The organism is Pseudocalidococcus azoricus BACA0444, assembly GCF_031729055.1.
GTDB classification, from domain to species: domain Bacteria; phylum Cyanobacteriota; class Cyanobacteriia; order Thermosynechococcales; family Thermosynechococcaceae; genus Pseudocalidococcus; species Pseudocalidococcus azoricus.
On sequence record NZ_JAVMIP010000002.1, the window covers coordinates 1 to 15,644 of the forward strand.

General features: G+C 48.6%; 17 protein-coding genes. 7 read left to right on the forward strand and 10 right to left on the reverse strand.

All coding sequences use genetic code 11. The annotated features are described in order from the left end of the window. Positions 1–84 precede the first annotated feature (84 nt). Entirely contained in the window at positions 85–429 is a 345-nt protein-coding gene (locus RIF25_RS02395) for a nuclear transport factor 2 family protein (RefSeq protein WP_322876960.1), read from the reverse strand. A 215-nt stretch (positions 430–644) separates the two neighbouring features. Here RIF25_RS02395 and RIF25_RS02400 point away from each other — a divergent pair, with 215 nt between their 5' ends. Further along, the gene (locus RIF25_RS02400) at positions 645–1,214 is read left to right on the forward strand and encodes a L,D-transpeptidase (protein ID WP_322876961.1); all 570 of its coding nucleotides are present in this window, start codon (positions 645–647) and stop codon (positions 1,212–1,214) included. Positions 1,215–1,225: 11 nt separating this feature from the next. On the opposite strand, the gene RIF25_RS02405 is transcribed toward RIF25_RS02400, so the two are convergent. Further along, complete coding sequence (locus RIF25_RS02405) at positions 1,226–1,819, reverse strand: Maf family protein (RefSeq protein ID WP_322876962.1); 594 nt, start codon at positions 1,817–1,819, stop codon at positions 1,226–1,228. A 107-nt stretch (positions 1,820–1,926) separates the two neighbouring features. Here RIF25_RS02405 and RIF25_RS02410 point away from each other — a divergent pair, with 107 nt between their 5' ends. From RIF25_RS02410 to RIF25_RS02420, 3 genes are all read left to right on the forward strand, one after another. Beyond that, entirely contained in the window at positions 1,927–2,637 is a 711-nt protein-coding gene (locus RIF25_RS02410) for a Crp/Fnr family transcriptional regulator (protein ID WP_322876963.1), read from the forward strand. Between the two features lie 172 nt (positions 2,638–2,809). Then, positions 2,810–3,949 carry a hypothetical protein gene (locus tag RIF25_RS02415; protein WP_322876964.1) on the forward strand — a complete coding sequence of 380 codons (1,140 nt, stop codon included), beginning with the start codon at positions 2,810–2,812 and terminating at the stop codon, positions 3,947–3,949. A gap of 37 nt (positions 3,950–3,986) precedes the next feature. After that, complete coding sequence (locus tag RIF25_RS02420) at positions 3,987–4,187, forward strand: hypothetical protein (protein ID WP_322876965.1); 201 nt, start codon at positions 3,987–3,989, stop codon at positions 4,185–4,187. Here RIF25_RS02420 and RIF25_RS02425 read toward each other — a convergent pair. The 3 genes from RIF25_RS02425 to alaS are packed head-to-tail and all read right to left on the reverse strand — an operon-like array spanning position 4,172 to position 7,532. Next, positions 4,172–4,525, reverse strand: a complete 354-nt coding sequence (locus RIF25_RS02425) for a HepT-like ribonuclease domain-containing protein (RefSeq protein WP_322876966.1) — start codon at positions 4,523–4,525, stop codon at positions 4,172–4,174. The two genes, RIF25_RS02420 and RIF25_RS02425, sit on opposite strands and share 16 nt — an antisense overlap. Continuing rightward, complete coding sequence (locus RIF25_RS02430; RefSeq protein ID WP_322876967.1) at positions 4,497–4,853, reverse strand: nucleotidyltransferase family protein; 357 nt, start codon at positions 4,851–4,853, stop codon at positions 4,497–4,499. The genes RIF25_RS02425 and RIF25_RS02430 overlap by 29 nt, the downstream gene beginning before the upstream one ends. Positions 4,854–4,874: 21 nt before the next feature. Next, positions 4,875–7,532, reverse strand: a complete 2,658-nt coding sequence (gene alaS / locus RIF25_RS02435) for an alanine--tRNA ligase (protein WP_322876968.1) — start codon at positions 7,530–7,532, stop codon at positions 4,875–4,877. Positions 7,533–8,126: 594 nt separating this feature from the next. Here alaS and RIF25_RS02440 point away from each other — a divergent pair. Together RIF25_RS02440 and dnaN are read left to right on the forward strand one after the other, a co-directional pair. Beyond that, the gene (locus RIF25_RS02440; protein WP_322876969.1) at positions 8,127–9,095 is read left to right on the forward strand and encodes a protochlorophyllide reductase; all 969 of its coding nucleotides are present in this window, start codon (positions 8,127–8,129) and stop codon (positions 9,093–9,095) included. Between the two features lie 184 nt (positions 9,096–9,279). Further along, positions 9,280–10,389, forward strand: coding sequence for a DNA polymerase III subunit beta (gene dnaN / locus RIF25_RS02445; protein ID WP_322876970.1), 1,110 nt, complete (start codon positions 9,280–9,282; stop codon positions 10,387–10,389). Between the two features lie 687 nt (positions 10,390–11,076). Here dnaN and RIF25_RS02450 read toward each other — a convergent pair. From RIF25_RS02450 to RIF25_RS02465, 4 genes are all read right to left on the reverse strand, one after another. After that, complete coding sequence (locus RIF25_RS02450) at positions 11,077–11,565, reverse strand: hypothetical protein (protein ID WP_322876971.1); 489 nt, start codon at positions 11,563–11,565, stop codon at positions 11,077–11,079. A 128-nt stretch (positions 11,566–11,693) separates the two neighbouring features. Continuing rightward, entirely contained in the window at positions 11,694–12,653 is a 960-nt protein-coding gene (locus RIF25_RS02455) for an aldo/keto reductase (protein ID WP_322876972.1), read from the reverse strand. A 92-nt stretch (positions 12,654–12,745) separates the two neighbouring features. Then, the gene (locus RIF25_RS02460) at positions 12,746–12,892 is read right to left on the reverse strand and encodes a hypothetical protein (protein ID WP_322876973.1); all 147 of its coding nucleotides are present in this window, start codon (positions 12,890–12,892) and stop codon (positions 12,746–12,748) included. 47 nt (positions 12,893–12,939) lie between these two features. Then, entirely contained in the window at positions 12,940–13,236 is a 297-nt protein-coding gene (locus RIF25_RS02465; RefSeq protein ID WP_322876974.1) for a hypothetical protein, read from the reverse strand. Positions 13,237–13,382: 146 nt separating this feature from the next. Here RIF25_RS02465 and RIF25_RS02470 point away from each other — a divergent pair, with 146 nt between their 5' ends. After that, on the forward strand, positions 13,383–14,471 hold the full coding sequence (locus RIF25_RS02470) for a glycosyl transferase (protein ID WP_322876975.1): 1,089 nt from the start codon (positions 13,383–13,385) through the stop codon (positions 14,469–14,471). A 45-nt stretch (positions 14,472–14,516) separates the two neighbouring features. On the opposite strand, the gene RIF25_RS02475 is transcribed toward RIF25_RS02470, so the two are convergent. Then, complete coding sequence (locus RIF25_RS02475; RefSeq protein ID WP_322876976.1) at positions 14,517–15,374, reverse strand: Tab2/Atab2 family RNA-binding protein; 858 nt, start codon at positions 15,372–15,374, stop codon at positions 14,517–14,519. Positions 15,375–15,644: the final 270 nt, after the last annotated feature.

Consider the following 15,644-nt stretch of genomic DNA (forward strand, 5'->3'; position numbering starts at 1 on the left):
CTTTGACACAGCTTCAGAAAAAGTGTACCAACTTAGCGAGGAATATGCTGTATCTCCACCGCACTGCCTATTGGAAATGGACACTTATGTTGTTTGGGTCATTGCTCGCGGGTCAAAAAAAGCCTGGGCAACCTGGATTTTGTCCTCAGTAATCTCAAACCATTCCAGAATATTAATGACACCCAAGGTTGTCTGTGCATCCCAACGGGTGACCACTCGGTGATGGTCTAGCAGGTGTTGATGAATCGTCACGGTCTGGAGAATGGGCAGAATATGACTCAAAAATGCCACCACCGCTGCCTTACTCGTTAACGTCCCCGCCAGTGGATCCGTGAAGATAATATTTTCTGCTAACGGGAGTTTCGTTAAATCCTTGGCCTGGAGAGCAGTTAAATAATTTTCAACGACCTCAACCGGAGATGCTGACATTCGATTCTCCTTTAAAATTAAAGTTCTCACCAGTTGTGGGTAAATTCATGGCTCTATTCTCCCCCGAAACCTCGCGCCTGGAGAAGTACAAACCAAATCGTCTCTCCTTGTCTCGATTTCAAGGTGCAAGTTGACATAATTTCGCCTCCTAGAGCTAACTAAAGAAAAGACTCCATCAGGATTTGTGTAAATTTTGACAAGTTAACTTTGCGTCTATGGCTGATTCTCGGTTCATGCTTGCTGCCCATTGGCGATCCTCACTGCGAAGTTTAATCTTGATTAGTCTTTTGGGGCTAAGTCCGTCTTGGGGGATAGAGGCGGCCCAAGCAAATCAACCGGCCTGGCAAGAGTGGGCGATTCAGTCGGGACAAATTGCCACCCAATCCATCGCAACTAACCTCTGGCTAGAATTGAACCTCACTCGCCGCCGTTTAACGCTTTATTTAGGCAATCAAGCCCTGAAAACCTATCCTGTGGCGGTGGGAAAACCGGGCTGGGAAACCCCTGTGGGAAAATTCACGGTTAAGGAAATGATTCGGAATCCCGATTGGGCGAATCCCTTTGATGGCAGAGTGATTCGGGCTGGACATCCCCGCAACCCCCTTGGCCGGCGTTGGATTGGCTTTTGGACCGATGGTCAGGATTGGATTGGCTTTCACGGGACTCCAGATCCGCAATATGTTGGCCAGGCCGTGTCCCATGGTTGTGTACGGATGAAAAACCACGATATCGAAGAACTCTTTGAAAAAGTTGTCCTTGGAACTCCCGTCAAAGTCGTTCGCTAAAAAGACAAAAATCAACTCTGCCAAAAATCCGTAACCTGATAGCCCAGTTCTTGGAGCATCCGGCGCAACAGTGGCAGACTTAAGCCAATAACATTACTGGGATTGCCCTTAATTTCACTCACAAATAGGCCACCTCGGCCATCTAAAGCAAAGCAACCGGCACAGGCCAGGGGTTCTCCACTCTCCACATAGGCGACAATTTCGGCATCACTGACGGGGGCAAAGGTCACGTCCGTACAGTCCACATTCACTAAGGATTTTTGTTGATAGCTATCCAATAAGGCGTGTCCCGTAAAGAGTTGGCCGGTTTTCCCCCGCATCTGATGCCAACGCAGAATCGCCTCCGCAGCATCTTGAGGCTTACCATAAACTTCCCCCTCCAGCACGAGCACTGAATCGCAACCTAGGACTAAGGCCGGAGTCTCAAGGCGTTGGGCAATCACGGCTGCTTTGGCCTGGGCTAGGACTTGAACCAACCTTTGGGGATCTCCATGATCAAAGGCCGTTTCATCTACATGGCTCACCTGGACTTGGGCCAAAATACCCACACTGGCTAGAAGTTGACGACGGGCTGGGGAAGCAGAGGCCAGAATCAAGGTGGGCATAAACGGGTAGGCTAGATAAGGAAAACAATAGGTAAATGTCAATAAACTTTCATTCTTTTTAGATATATTTAAGATACCTTTTTCTGCCAACCTAACCTAGAGCGGCTATGGAAACCGGAGATTTTAGTAAGCTTTTTCCCTTGTTTGATGCGGGTTCAGCAGAGGCATTGGGGGGAATGTTAGGCGTGGCCTGGCAAAATGATTATCCAGCCAACCGGGCAATTCTGATTGAAGATGCCTGGGGAAATGCCGTCTATTTCATTTTGGCAGGCTGGGTCAAGGTGCGCCGCTTAGGGAGCAATCAGACTGAACATACCCTGGCGATTCTCGGCCCCGGCGACTTTTTTGGGGAAATGGCAATTTTAGACCAGGCCCCGCGCTCGACCGATGTTGTCGCCTTAACCCGGGCTGAAATCATGGCGATACCTTCACAAAAATTTACACAAGTTCTGCTGCGGGAGCCAAAGTTAAATTATCGGATGTTGCAACTGATGGCCCAACGGCTACGCCAGACCAACTCCCGTATTGAAGCTATTCACTATCCACCCGCAGTGAAATTAGCCAATGTCCTAGTGGGGTTAGGGCAACGTTACGGGCAGCCCAGCGGGGGAATGACAGCAACCCTCTGTAATGTCCCGGCCAAAGATCTGGCAGATATGGCTAGTATTAGCACAGAGGAAGCGGCGAAGTTGCTAGATCGGTTTGCTACCAAAGGCTGGCTAAAAGTTGACCCCCAGGCCCAGACTCTCAATCTGCTTAACTTGTCCCAGTTGCGGCAATTAGTTGAACAGCAAATTCTCGCTGCGGGTCATGGGTAGGGTACAAGGGAGCCGACATGATCTGATGATCTTAAGTGGCACCCATGGGCTACCCGGGAAAACTAGATTGGGTTAGGCTGTACACTATAAGCTTTACAATGCTGGCTCTACAAAATTTTCATGTTTTCAAGGAATTTCCGACTTCCATGTGTTCTTAACTGATTAGCTGATTATGATTAATACCGAAAGCCATTCCAGTTCTAAGCGCTCCTCAGAACCAGGACAACTTGATGATCGTGAAGTGATTCAGGAGTTTGCTGCGGGTATTGTCAGTGGGCAACCTAAGATGGTGTGTAATCGGAATTTAAGAGTGGATATCGTGTTCCGGGAAGCCCAATTATTAGCGCAACGGGAGGGGATTATTGCTCGGGTGAATTTAGAAAGTCCCCAGGCCTGCTTGGATGTGCGGGAAAAGTCTCCTTACATGGGCTTAATTCAGGAAGCTTTTATCCCCTATGACATTTTTTTAATGGGTAAATCCACTGTCCCTGGGTTTGCCCGCTTTGAGTACCGAACCGTCCCCGAGGGATATGTAGCCCAATACACAGAGGCCGGGATTCTCTGGAAAGATCGCTGGAGACAAGGCAAACGCCGTCCCGTCAATACCTTGGGGGCTATGTCTGGTGTAGATGCCATGATTTTACATCGCGGAACGTGGTATCCAATCCAGAGTGTGAGTGCGGCCAATGGTTTTGTGGTGATTCGGACGCTTGGCCATGAAGCAACCTTAAGTGCGGCGGATTTTGTCCTCTGGCTGAAAAAAGAGGATGGCCGGACAGGGGCCGGTGGAGCTAATTCCCACGAAATTGGTGAGCGAATGTCCACAGTTGCCAATTCCCCGACTCAAGTGCTGCCCCCCGCTCCCAAAGAATCGCCCCATCCGGCCCCAATCTCCCAAGTATCCCCAGAGTCAAAGGCCGAGAATGTCCAGCATGATGACGAATCCACAGTGCTACAGTCTGCGCCCCGCCAAGATGTGCCTGATTTGCCAGAGGATTCCCAAGTTTTTGTCCGAGACCGATCTGAATTTCAAGATATAAAAACCTTTGAGGGAGCGCCGATGAATGACCCCAATGGCGATGCCAGAGCGTTACAAACTCCAACCTACCAGGCCCCGCAACCTGACTATGGCTATGATCCAGAGAATTCTGGGGTCTTCAACATGGATGCCAATGCCCAAATGGCACTCACCTATTTGCAATCCAGTTTGGCTTATTTGCTTCAAGTTGAAAATAAAAGCCCCCAAGTCCACCAGGCGATCCGGGCCACCAGTATGGCGATCCAAAACCTCTTAACCATTTTGAATAGCTAAACGACCTGATCCCTAGGGCTATGGCTTACAGTCCAAAATGAGTGCGAGCGATATTAAGGGCTTCCCCGAGTTTTTCCGGTTTTTTTCCACCGGCCTGGGCAAAATTGGGCCGCCCACAACCACAACAGTAACAGATTTACCCCCTACTTCCCCTGCCAGTAATGGAACCTTGTCAGATTTGATGTTGGCAGCAATTCCCCAGATATTTTTACCTCCATCACCTCACTCATTTAAGTAAATACCCTGTTGAGATAAATAGACTAAAACAAATTTGTAGAGTTGGGGAATGCTCGATTGCGTCACTTCCCAGGTGAGTGTTAAATCAACTTGATTGTAATCATGGATAAGTTTATCCCGCATACCAGCAATTTGTCGCCACGGGATTTCGGGGTGGTTTGTCCGGAAATTTCCTGATAATCGCTTCACAACTTCTCCAATTACTGTAATTTCATACAAAACTGCTAGATGGGTTCGTTTATCTGTAATAAATGACTCTAAGTTCATTCCCTCAACGAATTCGAGAAGGGTGTTACAGGCATCGGCAATATCAAGTAGATAAGCTTGATCTCGATTCATAGATAACCGTTGCTGTTGTGAGAATTTCTTGCCGCCGGATCCAATTGGGACTAGCTTCTATTGCTCTTTTGGTGATTAAATCTATGTTTCGTTGACAAATCGCTTCCAGTTCAAACTCCATATCAACGAGGTCAAGCAGACTGATTTTTGCGGTCGGATCAAAGGTGACAAGTAGATCAAGATCACTATCTGGATGAAAGTCATCCCTCAGTATTGAGCCAAAAAGAGCTAATTCAATGATCTGCCGGGTTTGACAAAATTTTGTGAGTTGGTCGGTTTTAATGCCTAGTTTTTTCTCCAAGTCAGAACTGAGATGAGTGGTTGCCATGATTTATTTTACTCCTCAAAACTAGAGTCCCAATCGCATCCGAGCTAACTCTAAGGCTTCTGCTAGTTTTTCGGGTTGTTTCCCCCCGGCCTGGGCAAAATTTGGTCGTCCACCCCCGCCACCGCCACAGAGTTGAGCCAGTTCTTTAATTAAATTTCCGGCATGATACCCCTGTTTAATTGCTTCTAAACTCATCGCTGCCACTAAACTCGCTTTCCCGTCACTGGCAGAACCTAACACTACTACACCTTGGGGGAGTTTTTGAAGGAACCATTCCGCCGTAGTTTTCAAGCCATTAGGATCCATGTCGGGGAGTTCGGCCACGAGAATATTTAAGTCGTTAACGATCTGGGCCTGGGTGAGTAAATCTTTCGCCTTCAGGAGCGCGAGTTCCGCTTTCAGAGCGTCCCGTTCCTTTTGACTGGTTTTCAGTTCCGTTTGCAGGCCGGTGATCCGCTCAATAATTTCCTCGGGCTTGACCTTGAACCGCTCCATCAACTCCCGCACAATCTGATCTCGTTGATTGAGATAGTCCCGCACCGCAGGCCCGGCAATGGCTTCAATCCGGCGAATTCCTGAGGCCACCCCGGTTTCGGCAATGATCTTGAACAGGCCAATTTCCGCCGTATTGCTCACATGGGTGCCACCGCAGAGTTCCATGGAAACCCCCGGCACATCCAGCACGCGGACTTCGGCTCCATATTTTTCCCCGAACATGGCAATCGCACCCTTGGCTTTGGCTGCGGCGATGGGGAGAATTTCGGTTTGGGTGGCGTGGCTTTCCGTGATCCAAGTGTTGACTTGATCCTCGACTTGCTGAACTTCGGCAGGGGTTAAAGCTCTGGGGCAATTAAAGTCAAACCGCAACCGATCAAAAGCCACCAACGACCCGGCCTGGGAAATCGAGTCATCAATTAGTTTTTTTAGGGCTGCTTGCAGCAAATGGGTAGCGGTGTGGTGGGCTTGTACCCGGCGGCGACAGGTGAGATCAATTTGGGCCGTAACTGGATCCCCGGTCTGGAGATTGCCCCGCTCAATCCGGCCATAGTGAACAAAGATGCCGTTTTCTTTTTGGACATCTTCGATCTGCACCAGGACATCACTGCCAGCTAAGTAACCCCGATCCCCAATTTGTCCCCCGGATTCGGCATAGAAAGGAGTTTCGCTTAAAATCACTTGCACTGAAGTCCCAGGCCCCGCTGTTTTGACAATTTCCCCTTCAACTAGCAGCGCGGCGATTTCAGTCGTCAAGGCAAACTGGTCATAGCCAATAAATTTCGTGGGGTGAATGTGTTCCGCCAGTTGATCCAAACTGCCTTGCACCGTGAGATCAATTGTTTCGTGGGCGGCCTGGGAGCGTTGGCGTTGGCTCTCCATTTCCTTCTCAAAGCCTTTTTCGTCCACCGTTAGTCCCTGTTCGGCAGCAATTTCTTGGGTCAACTCCAGGGGAAAACCATAGGTGTCATAGAGGGTAAAGGCATCCAGGCCAGAGATCATTGCCGGTTTAGATTTTTTCTTAGACGATTTGGCTTTGGCAATAATTTCAGCCAGCAGTTTTTCACCCCGGTCTAAGGTTTTGAGGAAATTCTCTTCTTCCCGTTCCAACTCGGACAAAATCACCGCTTGCCGTTGTCGCACTTGGGGATAAACAGCCTCAGACATTTGGAGCGCCACTTCGGCCACCTCAGTCGTAAAGGGTTTGTTAATCCCGACCAATCGCCCATGCCGAACCACTCGCCGAATCAGCCGCCGCAGCACATAGCCTCGCCCGACATTACTCGCACTCACGCCATCACTGATCAAGTGCACCACGGCCCTGATGTGATCCCCAATGACTTTGAGAGACGTTTTCGTTGTTTCTGGAGAGTCCGCGTAGTTGAGGTTAGCTAAGTTGGCCGTGGCCTGGATAATTGGGAAAATCAAATCCGTTTCGTAATTATTTGGGACTCCCTGCAATACCTGCGCCATCCGCTCCAGGCCCATCCCTGTGTCAATGTTTTTGGCCTGTAAGGGTGTCCGCTGCTTATTGCTATCTTGATTTAGTTCCATGAACACTAGGTTATAAAGCTCAATGAAGCGGGAATCGTCATCGAGATCAATATCTTTAGTGCCGTGTTCGGGGTGAAAATCGTAATAAATTTCCGAACAGGGGCCACAGGGGCCAGTTGGGCCGGCCGTCCAAAAGTTGCTCTCCTCACCCATCCGACAGATTTTTTCCGGGGGAATCCCAATTTTTTTATGCCAAATCTCCCAGGCCTGGTCATCGGATTCAAATACACTCACCACCAGCCGATCCGGGGGTAATTGATAGACTTCGGTTAAGAGTTCCCAGGCCCAGCTAATTGCCTCAGTCTTGAAATAATCGCCAAAACTAAAATTACCCAACATCTCAAAAAAGGTATGATGCCGTGCTGTCCGACCCACGTTTTCAATGTCATTGGTGCGAATACACTTTTGTGAGGTAGTAGCTCTGGGAACAGTCGGGGCCTGTTGTCCGAGAAAAATTGGCTTAAACGGTAACATCCCGGCAATGGTCAGTAAAACGGTCGGATCTTCGGGAATGAGTGATGCACTGGGCAAAATCCGATGTCCCTTGGCGGCATAAAACTCTAAGAACTTTTGCCGAATTTGATCACCAGTTAAAGCAGGGGCAATGAGCCGCGGGGCAGTGGAGGTCATGGGACTTGGGGTTAAGAATGGTTAAGGGACTATTTTTTTATTGTACCCAGGCCTGGGGCTGATCTCACCCCATCGCAGGGGACTGTAGCCCTCGTTGTACTGACTTGATTGCAACTCAATTGTGCAAAAATTATCTGAAGTAATATGAGATAAATAAAAAATATCAAGTATTAATAGTTTAACCTGTGCATATTAATTACTCTCGTTGATTCTTAAAAGTCATCTGTGCAACTGAATATCTCATCAATAAAATCATGAAAAACGAAAGAAATATTTGAAGGCTACCAGTTGTATCTGCGAGTTCGGAATATTGAGTCATGTGATATTGAATGCGGCGTAATATCCTGACTTATAAGGCTCCTGATCATTTAGAAGCGATTCAAATTTATTTGACAGAGCACTTGGCATTACTTCAAGCATATTCAACCCATCCTGTCCCCTAATCTGCTCTTATCCAGGCCAAGACCCATAACAATTTGCAAATATTTTGCTGAGTTTTGTTACAGAAGTCCATCAAGACTCACCACGGCTTCACCCCTCATGGAATCCTAGAAACTATCCTTGCATTAGGTATCACCGGGAAGTTAGAGGATTATGGCAGAACAATACACCCCCACAGTTGTGATTACCGGAGCATCTTCTGGCGTTGGGTTGCAAGCGGCACGGGCCCTGGCCGAAAAAGGCTGGCACGTTGTCATGGCCTGTCGAGACTTGTCCAAAACTGAAACTGCCGCCCAATCCGTGGGGATGAAACCGGGAAGTTACACCATTTTGCCCCTCGATTTAGCCGACTTAAGTCAGGTGCGGCTGTTTGTGGAAAAATTTCGAGCCACTGGGAAGCCCCTAGATGCCCTAGTCTGTAATGCCGCTGTTTACTTACCCCTCCTGAAGGAACCCCTCCGCAGTGCCGATGGCTATGAACTCAGTGTGGCCACCAATCACCTGGGCCATTTTCTGCTTTGTAATTTGATGCTCGAAGACCTGAAAAAATCCACCTATCCTGATCGCCGTCTTGTCATCTTAGGAACCGTGACCGCTAACCCGAAAGAACTGGGGGGTAAAATTCCGATTCCGGCTCCTCCTGATTTAGGTGATTTGGCTGGATTCGAGGCCGGCTTTAAGGCCCCCATTTCAATGATTAACGGCAAGCCCTTCAAGCCCGGAAAAGCCTACAAAGATAGTAAATTATGTAATGTCTTAACCATGCGGGAGTTGCATCGCCGTTACCATGACTCAACGGGGATTACCTTTAGCTCCCTCTATCCCGGTTGTGTGGCCGATACACCCCTGTTCCGGAATCACTATCCTCTGTTTCAAAAGCTTTTCCCCTTGTTTCAGAAAAATATTACCGGCGGCTATGTTTCCCAAGAATTAGCCGGAGATCGGGTGGCGGCTGTGGTGGCGGATCCGGAGTTGAAAGAATCGGGCATCTACTGGAGTTGGGGGAATCGGCAACAACCCGGCCGGCGTTCCTTTGCCCAGGAAGTCTCTAATGAAGCCCAAGATGATGCCAAGGCCCGCAAGTTATGGGATTTGAGTGCCAAACTCTGTGGTCTGAGCTAAATTCTTCCCTCTCTACGTTGTGCAGGGACGATCATGCCGCTGAATTCTAAATTAAGGGTAAATTTCCCCAGGGATTGATCTTGTAGGATAGGGAAGGTCTATGATTCTGGCGGCTGGGTTTGTCGGTTAACTTCTATGACCAGTTTGACCACCGCACCTCATTCTCAACACTGTAATTATCCCCATGAAAGTCGTCTGTCCTCAAAATTCCCTCAGTAGTAAGTTATCCTTGCTCAGTCGAGTTGCGCCAACTAATCCCTCCCATCCAATTTTGGCCAACATTCTTCTGAGTGCTGCCGATGACTATCTGAGCTTGACGGTGTTTGACTTGAGTCTGGGAATGCAGGTGTGGCTGCCGGCAACGGTCAAGGTTCCGGGGACAATCACTGTTTCCGCCAAGTTATTTAACGAAATGGTCTCGCGGTTGCCGAACCAGGACATTGAAATTACGGCCGAAGAGACCCAAGTTATCTTGGATTATGGCTCTGGACATTACCAAATGCAGGGGATTACCGCCGAAGAATTTCCGGCCTTACCGAGCCTCGAAGAAGTGGCCTCCTTGCAACTAACCGCGACTACTCTCCGAGATGGGTTACAGAATAGTCTCTTTGCAGCCAGTAGTGATGAAAGCAAACAGGTGTTGACTGGACTCCATGTCAGTTTTAAGCCCGATGGCCTGGAATTTGCAGCTACGGATGGGCATCGGTTAGCGGTGGCAGCAGCAATTCAAGACATTCCCAGCACCCTATCGCCAATTACAATTCCGGCGAAGTCCTTGCGAGAACTAGAGCGGCTGTTGAGTAAGCAAGAATCTGACCTGACCATGCGCTGTGATACCTCCCAAGTGGTGTTTGAAATTCCCGGCGAGGCCTGTTTAACCAGTCGGCTCCTAGAAGGGCAATATCCCAATTACACCCAACTCCTCCCCCGTCAGTTTGAGCGGCAAGTGACTGTAGAACGGGCTTTATTAGTGGCGGCTTTAGAACGGGTCGCAGTCTTGGCGGCTCAGAAGAACAATGTTGTCAAAATCATTCTGAACACCGAGCAACAACAATTGGAGTTATCGGCGGAAGCTCCACAGTTAGGGAGCGGTCAAGAACTGATTCCGGCCCAAATTTCGGGAGAGTCTTTGGAAGTGGCGTTTAATGTCAAATATGTTTTGGACGGCTTGAAAGTCATGGCCGCCGCAGAAGTCCAACTGCAACTCAATGGGCCGACAACCCCAGCCATTTTGACTCCCTTGGGCGGGATGAAGCTTACCTATTTGGTCATGCCGATTCAAATCCGTAATTAGGCTATCTGGCTTGCCCATTCCTGCGACCTGCTTGCCCCCAGGCCCCTCGGTAGATTTACTGGGCCTGCTTCTTTGGGCAATTCTATCCAGCAAAAGATGCGTAATTTTACGGTAGAGGTCTGATTCTAACTATGGCAGGATACTAATTATCAAAGGTTAAGTAACTTGATCCAAGTGAAAACCCACCGAGAGATAAGGTTCTCTGGATGGCAAGGATGATGAACTGAAGCAGGAGTTTTTCATATTCCCCGTTGTTTTCAGTTCCCTTGTATTCAAAGTAATCTGACTCTGGTGTTCTTGAGGCTGAATTTGAGTTCTCAAGATTGAATGTTTGGCTTGTTGTGTGTCCAGTGAAAATTCCTGATAGCCCCCTTCCTATTGGGTTCTGTGTCTTCAGGTTCGATTTCAATCCTTGTGATGCTCAAGATGAGAGTGTTCCCTTTTTTCTGTGTTTTCCCTCGGGTTGAAAATCGTAACTGTCTCTTAGGCGTAGAGTATTGGTATTGGAATTCCAAAAGTTCCCATAACTAAGTTGCCTGTTGTGTTATTGATGTTCCCCTAATTGAGGCTGCGGCTCGTTTGTTTCCCTGTGGTTACTTTTGTGTAGATTCGTACTACTCTGTATATTTTTTTGCATCACTCAGGCACTTTGGTTTTGATTGAGCTGCTGTGTGCTCATTGATTTCATTAACTTAATTGTTCCCGCAGCCACTTAATTGTTTGGGCCCGGCTGATAAAAGTTAGTTGATGGGGGTTGCGCTGAATGATGATTGGCCCAGTAAACAGGCTTCTCCAAAAAGAAGGACGGTAGATTTCAAGGGTTGGGGGGGGGCCCACAGTGGACGGTTTGTTCCTCCCAGCCATTTTTTCTTTAGAACTGTCTTCAGGTTTTGCTGCATCTTCGGGATTAGGTTCCTGCTGGGCAAGAGAATATCCAGTTTCAGCCAGTAGGGTTGTGATTTGAATATCCAAGGCCTGGGGGTTTGTAGCCGTTAAGGAAAAAGTAGCTGTGTGATTAAAGTAGGCTCCTAAGACACCACCCACCACACCAAAGATTAAGCCAATTCGATAGGGCTGAGGAGTGAGTAAGCTAAGGTGAAGTAATTGACTAGCGACAAAGGCAGCAATCATTGTCGTGCCAGCACAGTAGTAGATAAAGGTGGTACTCACTTCCATTCGCCCAACTTCTGTCGCCTGCGGAGGGTCTGATTTTGGCTGTGACTGGGATGGGCTTGACTGCGAATCAGATTTTGAAGGGGCGGGCATGGCAGCTTATCCGAAAATTCTCCCCCCAGTGTAGCGGTTTACCAGTTCCACATCACAGGCCGGGCGGGGATAGTGGCAATGACCGCTTGACTGAGTTGATCAATGGTGGCAAGTTCCTCTAGGGATAGCTTAATTTGGCTGGCCTGGGCGTTTTCTTGGGCTTGCTGGGGATATCTAGCTCCGACAATGGCTGAGGTTTGGGGTTGGGCAATGAGCCAGGCTAAGGCAAGATTTCCCAAGGTTGTGTGATGATTTGCGGCCATGGGTTTGAGTTGTTCAAGGGTATTGAGGGCCTGGATATAGGTTTCTCCCTGAAAAAGAATGTTAGCCTGCCGATTGTCTCCTGTGGGAAATTCATGGCCTGGGCCATATCGTCCGGTGAGCAACCCTTGAGCCAGAGCAGAGTAAGCCATAATAGTCAGATTGTGTTCGATGCAATAGGGCTGAATATCCGCTTCCACCCATCGCCAAAATAGGGAATAGGGAGGCTGGATACATTCAATGCGACCACAGGCCATCGCTTCCTCAAGTTGCTGCCGAGAAAAATTAGAAACCCCGATGGCCCGAATTTTGCCTTGTTTTTGGAGTTCGAGCAGGGCCGCCATCGTTTCGCTAATCGGGACTAAATCACTATTAAAGGAGCCAGCTGGCCAATGAATTTGATAGAGGTCGATGTAGTCAGTGTTGAGGTTTTTTAGGGAGCGGTGACAGGCCCGGATGACTTCGGCATAACGGAGATGATTGGCAAAGACTTTGGTGGCATAAACGCAATCCTGACGAACATCCCCCAAGGCCTGGGCGACAATTTGCTCCGAGTGACCTTCCCCATAAACTTCAGCCGTATCAATGGTGGTGATGCCCGCTTCATAGGCGGCCCGAATCGTTTGAATGGAATCCTGATCCTCAATCCCGACCCACCAACGCTTGCCAGCTTGCCAGGTTCCCATAATGATTGGGGTAATTTGAATATTGGTTTGTCCAAGGGGGCGGGTTTCCATACAGCAAATTAGGTTCCTAGCTTTAACTTCTCAAACTTACAAAATCACCCATCTGAATAGTAGAGGATTGTGACTCTCTGATCACATTCCAGTTAATCGTAGCTACCCATACCTTTCTTCGTTGAATAATGGGCTACACCTTCAACTTCTAAATCTTCTGCTGTACCCATGCAGTTGAGGCGTAGCCGTCCTTGAGTATCGGCATTGTGAAAATCGGCAAAGACTCTGGGTGCTTTCATGAGATTGACTTCCTGACTCGGATTGGATTAGGGGATATGGGAGTGAGTCAGTCGCTGATTTGTTTGGGAGTTAAGCCTGTCAGGGTGGGATGGAATGGACTTCTACCACTAGTGCGGATCACATCTTCTCCTCCTTTGCGAATCTCACCAACCGTTGTTGAACCAATCTGTTCGTGGGGGATATCAGCTGCTAATTCTCCTATGGACAATCCTACTCCACACTCTAAAGAGATTCCAGCAACTCCACTTGGGTATATGCCTAATCCCCGTTGAATATCTTCTGGGCGATTACGTCCGCCACGAATTACCATTGCTTCATTAGGAATTCTCTCCACAACGGGCATTGATTTAACGACCTGCCAAGCCTATCAGAAACTCTAGCATTACCTCTGTAGGGCTGAAATCAAAACAAGTCAAAAACCCTTAATCAACAATGACTTTTTGAGCAAGGCTGCTATAGTTAAGCTTTGTAAATCCTGTCGCTCTGCCTATGTCCCGCCCAACACTTTATGTTGCCATTACAAATCATGGGTTTGGTCATGTGACTCGTACTGCGGCAGTGATTGCGGATTTACAACAACAACTTCCAGATTTACTGCCTATATTTGTTACCGGCGCGCCGCGTTGGTTATTGAATGCCTATCTTCCTGGGGAATTTATTCATCGGCCCCGCAGCTTAGACTTGGGGGTTGTCCAATCCGATAGTTTGACCATGGACTTGGGGGCAACCTTAGAGCAATGGCAACAGATACAGGCCCAGTCCCTCGATTTAATTGCTGCCGAAGTCAGTTTTATTGAGCAAAATGAAGTTCCTTTGATCCTGGCGGATATTCCCTGTCTAGCAACGGCCATTGGCCAAAAAGCGGGAATTCCCTGTTGGATGAGTAGTAATTTCGGCTGGGATTTTATTTACCAGGCCTGGGGTGGGCCTTTTCAAGACCTCGTGAGTTGGATTGCCGAGCATTTTAGCCACTGCGATCGCTTGTTTCGGTTGCCCTTCCATGAACCCATGGCTGCGTTTCCGGTGCTTGAAGATGTTGGTCTGACGGGGAGCCGGCCACGCTTCAGTACACCAGAGTTAAAGGAAAAATTGAACCTTGACCATCCCCCAGAAAAAACGGTGTTATTGACCTTTGGGGGCCTGGGCCTGGAGCAAATTCCCTATGCAAATCTTGATCGTTTCCCAGATTGGCAATTTATGACGTTTGATCCCAATGCCCCGGCTGGCCTGGCCAATTTACTCAAGCTTTGTGGTCGCACCTATCGCCCTGTAGATATCATGCCCATTTGCGGTCGGATTGTCAGTAAGCCTGGATATGGCACGTTTTCCGAGGCCTTACGCTTAGGCTTGCCCATTAGCAGCCTCGTCCGAGATGATTTTGCTGAGGGCCGGCTGCTCCTGGAGGGATTGCGGACTTACGGCTATCATCAAATCCTGACTCCGGCAGAGTTTTATCAAGGCTCTTGGGATTTTCTGAGGGCAGATCCCCAACCTCCCCAAACAAACTTACCCCTCCCTAATAACGGCAATCAGGCTATTGTCCAAGCCATACAGGATTTTTTGGGGAAGGCCTCATAACTATCTCAACTTGGATCAGGATCATTTGCCCGACTTAGTATAGATTCACACCAAAGACCAGGCCTGCATGAGCCAAAATCCAGCAAAATCTTCCCGCTCAGGACTAGCTTGGACGGCCAAGAAATGGAGATTTTTTACTTGAGCTTGGGCCGCTATAAACGCTTCTGCCGCAGTGATTAGGTCTTGATTCGGCAATGTCACGAGTGTCCAGCGGTCATCGGCTCCTGTTTCCAGCACCATTTGCGGATCACGCCCCAGCTCTAAGCTTAAGCAAGCTGGTTCCAGTCCCGACATCCAGGCCGCCAGAGGTAATGCTCGCTGCGAATAAATGATAATTCCGGGAATTAATGACTCAGGATCGAGGCCAGACAAGGAAAACACCTCGCCAAACTTAATCTCCCACTCGGTTGCGTTGGCAAATTCGGCCACGGGCAGACTGACAAATTGCCATTTCTGACCTTGAAGGGCATCGGGTAATGGTAGGGCTTTGGCCTGGGGTAGTTCGGGGGGTGGGGCAATCAAGGGCTGATAGCCGGGGGTTTGGGGATAGACCTGCTCTTGGCGCTCGGCTAACCACTCATAGAGACCAAAGGTGCGGCGACTGGCTAATCCGGGAATTCCAGCCGCTTCACATCCCCGCAGAATAATGCTGTTCATGGGGCGGCGAAAAAAGCGAATCCGCTCCGGTCGTTCTGACTCTGGCAAATTAAATTCCTGCTGCCACTGCTGAACGGCCTCCTGAATAGCGGACATCAACCAGCGAGCATTGGCTTCTGCTCCAGAGCAATATTTGGCAAATTGGAATGTTAACTGACGGTTACAAATTAAAACTTCCCAGAGTTTCTTTTGTTGTGTATCTAAAATAGGGCGCGAATAAAAATCCAATTCCCAAATTGTCCCCATGCCACCCCATCCCAGTTGGTGAATAATTGACCCTGTTACTACCCCAAAGTCTCTAAGAAGTAATTTGTAGTTGAACCCAGGCCACTTCTAGGTTAGACCCTAGCCGCCCTTTGAGCAAATGTATAAGAAAATACAGATTTTCCGAACAAATAACTGATGCAATCTAGGGTTAAAAGCAGGTAAACAGGTTCACTATCTGAAACTACCGGCATCTGAACGTCCAATTTTGTTTCTGTCTGAGTTATTGATCGGGCAGATAAATAACAAACC

Coding starts and splice junctions, on each gene's coding strand:
- RIF25_RS02405 (WP_322876962.1), bottom strand. CDS start 1,819: ATGCCCACCTTGATTCTGGCCTCTGCTTCCCCAGCCCGTCGTCAACTT.
- RIF25_RS02425 (WP_322876966.1), bottom strand. CDS start 4,525: ATGAATCGAGATCAAGCTTATCTACTTGATATTGCCGATGCCTGTAAC.
- RIF25_RS02415 (WP_322876964.1), top strand. CDS start 2,810: ATGATTAATACCGAAAGCCATTCCAGTTCTAAGCGCTCCTCAGAACCA.
- RIF25_RS02410 (WP_322876963.1), top strand. CDS start 1,927: ATGGAAACCGGAGATTTTAGTAAGCTTTTTCCCTTGTTTGATGCGGGT.
- RIF25_RS02465 (WP_322876974.1), bottom strand. CDS start 13,236: ATGCCCGTTGTGGAGAGAATTCCTAATGAAGCAATGGTAATTCGTGGC.
- RIF25_RS02395 (WP_322876960.1), bottom strand. CDS start 429: ATGTCAGCATCTCCGGTTGAGGTCGTTGAAAATTATTTAACTGCTCTC.
- RIF25_RS02430 (WP_322876967.1), bottom strand. CDS start 4,853: ATGGCAACCACTCATCTCAGTTCTGACTTGGAGAAAAAACTAGGCATT.
- RIF25_RS02420 (WP_322876965.1), top strand. CDS start 3,987: ATGAGTGCGAGCGATATTAAGGGCTTCCCCGAGTTTTTCCGGTTTTTT.
- RIF25_RS02400 (WP_322876961.1), top strand. CDS start 645: ATGGCTGATTCTCGGTTCATGCTTGCTGCCCATTGGCGATCCTCACTG.
- RIF25_RS02455 (WP_322876972.1), bottom strand. CDS start 12,653: ATGGAAACCCGCCCCCTTGGACAAACCAATATTCAAATTACCCCAATC.
- RIF25_RS02475 (WP_322876976.1), bottom strand. CDS start 15,374: ATGGGGACAATTTGGGAATTGGATTTTTATTCGCGCCCTATTTTAGAT.
- alaS (WP_322876968.1), bottom strand. CDS start 7,532: ATGACCTCCACTGCCCCGCGGCTCATTGCCCCTGCTTTAACTGGTGAT.
- RIF25_RS02470 (WP_322876975.1), top strand. CDS start 13,383: ATGTCCCGCCCAACACTTTATGTTGCCATTACAAATCATGGGTTTGGT.
- RIF25_RS02460 (WP_322876973.1), bottom strand. CDS start 12,892: ATGAAAGCACCCAGAGTCTTTGCCGATTTTCACAATGCCGATACTCAA.
- RIF25_RS02440 (WP_322876969.1), top strand. CDS start 8,127: ATGGCAGAACAATACACCCCCACAGTTGTGATTACCGGAGCATCTTCT.
- dnaN (WP_322876970.1), top strand. CDS start 9,280: ATGAAAGTCGTCTGTCCTCAAAATTCCCTCAGTAGTAAGTTATCCTTG.
- RIF25_RS02450 (WP_322876971.1), bottom strand. CDS start 11,565: ATGGAAGTGAGTACCACCTTTATCTACTACTGTGCTGGCACGACAATG.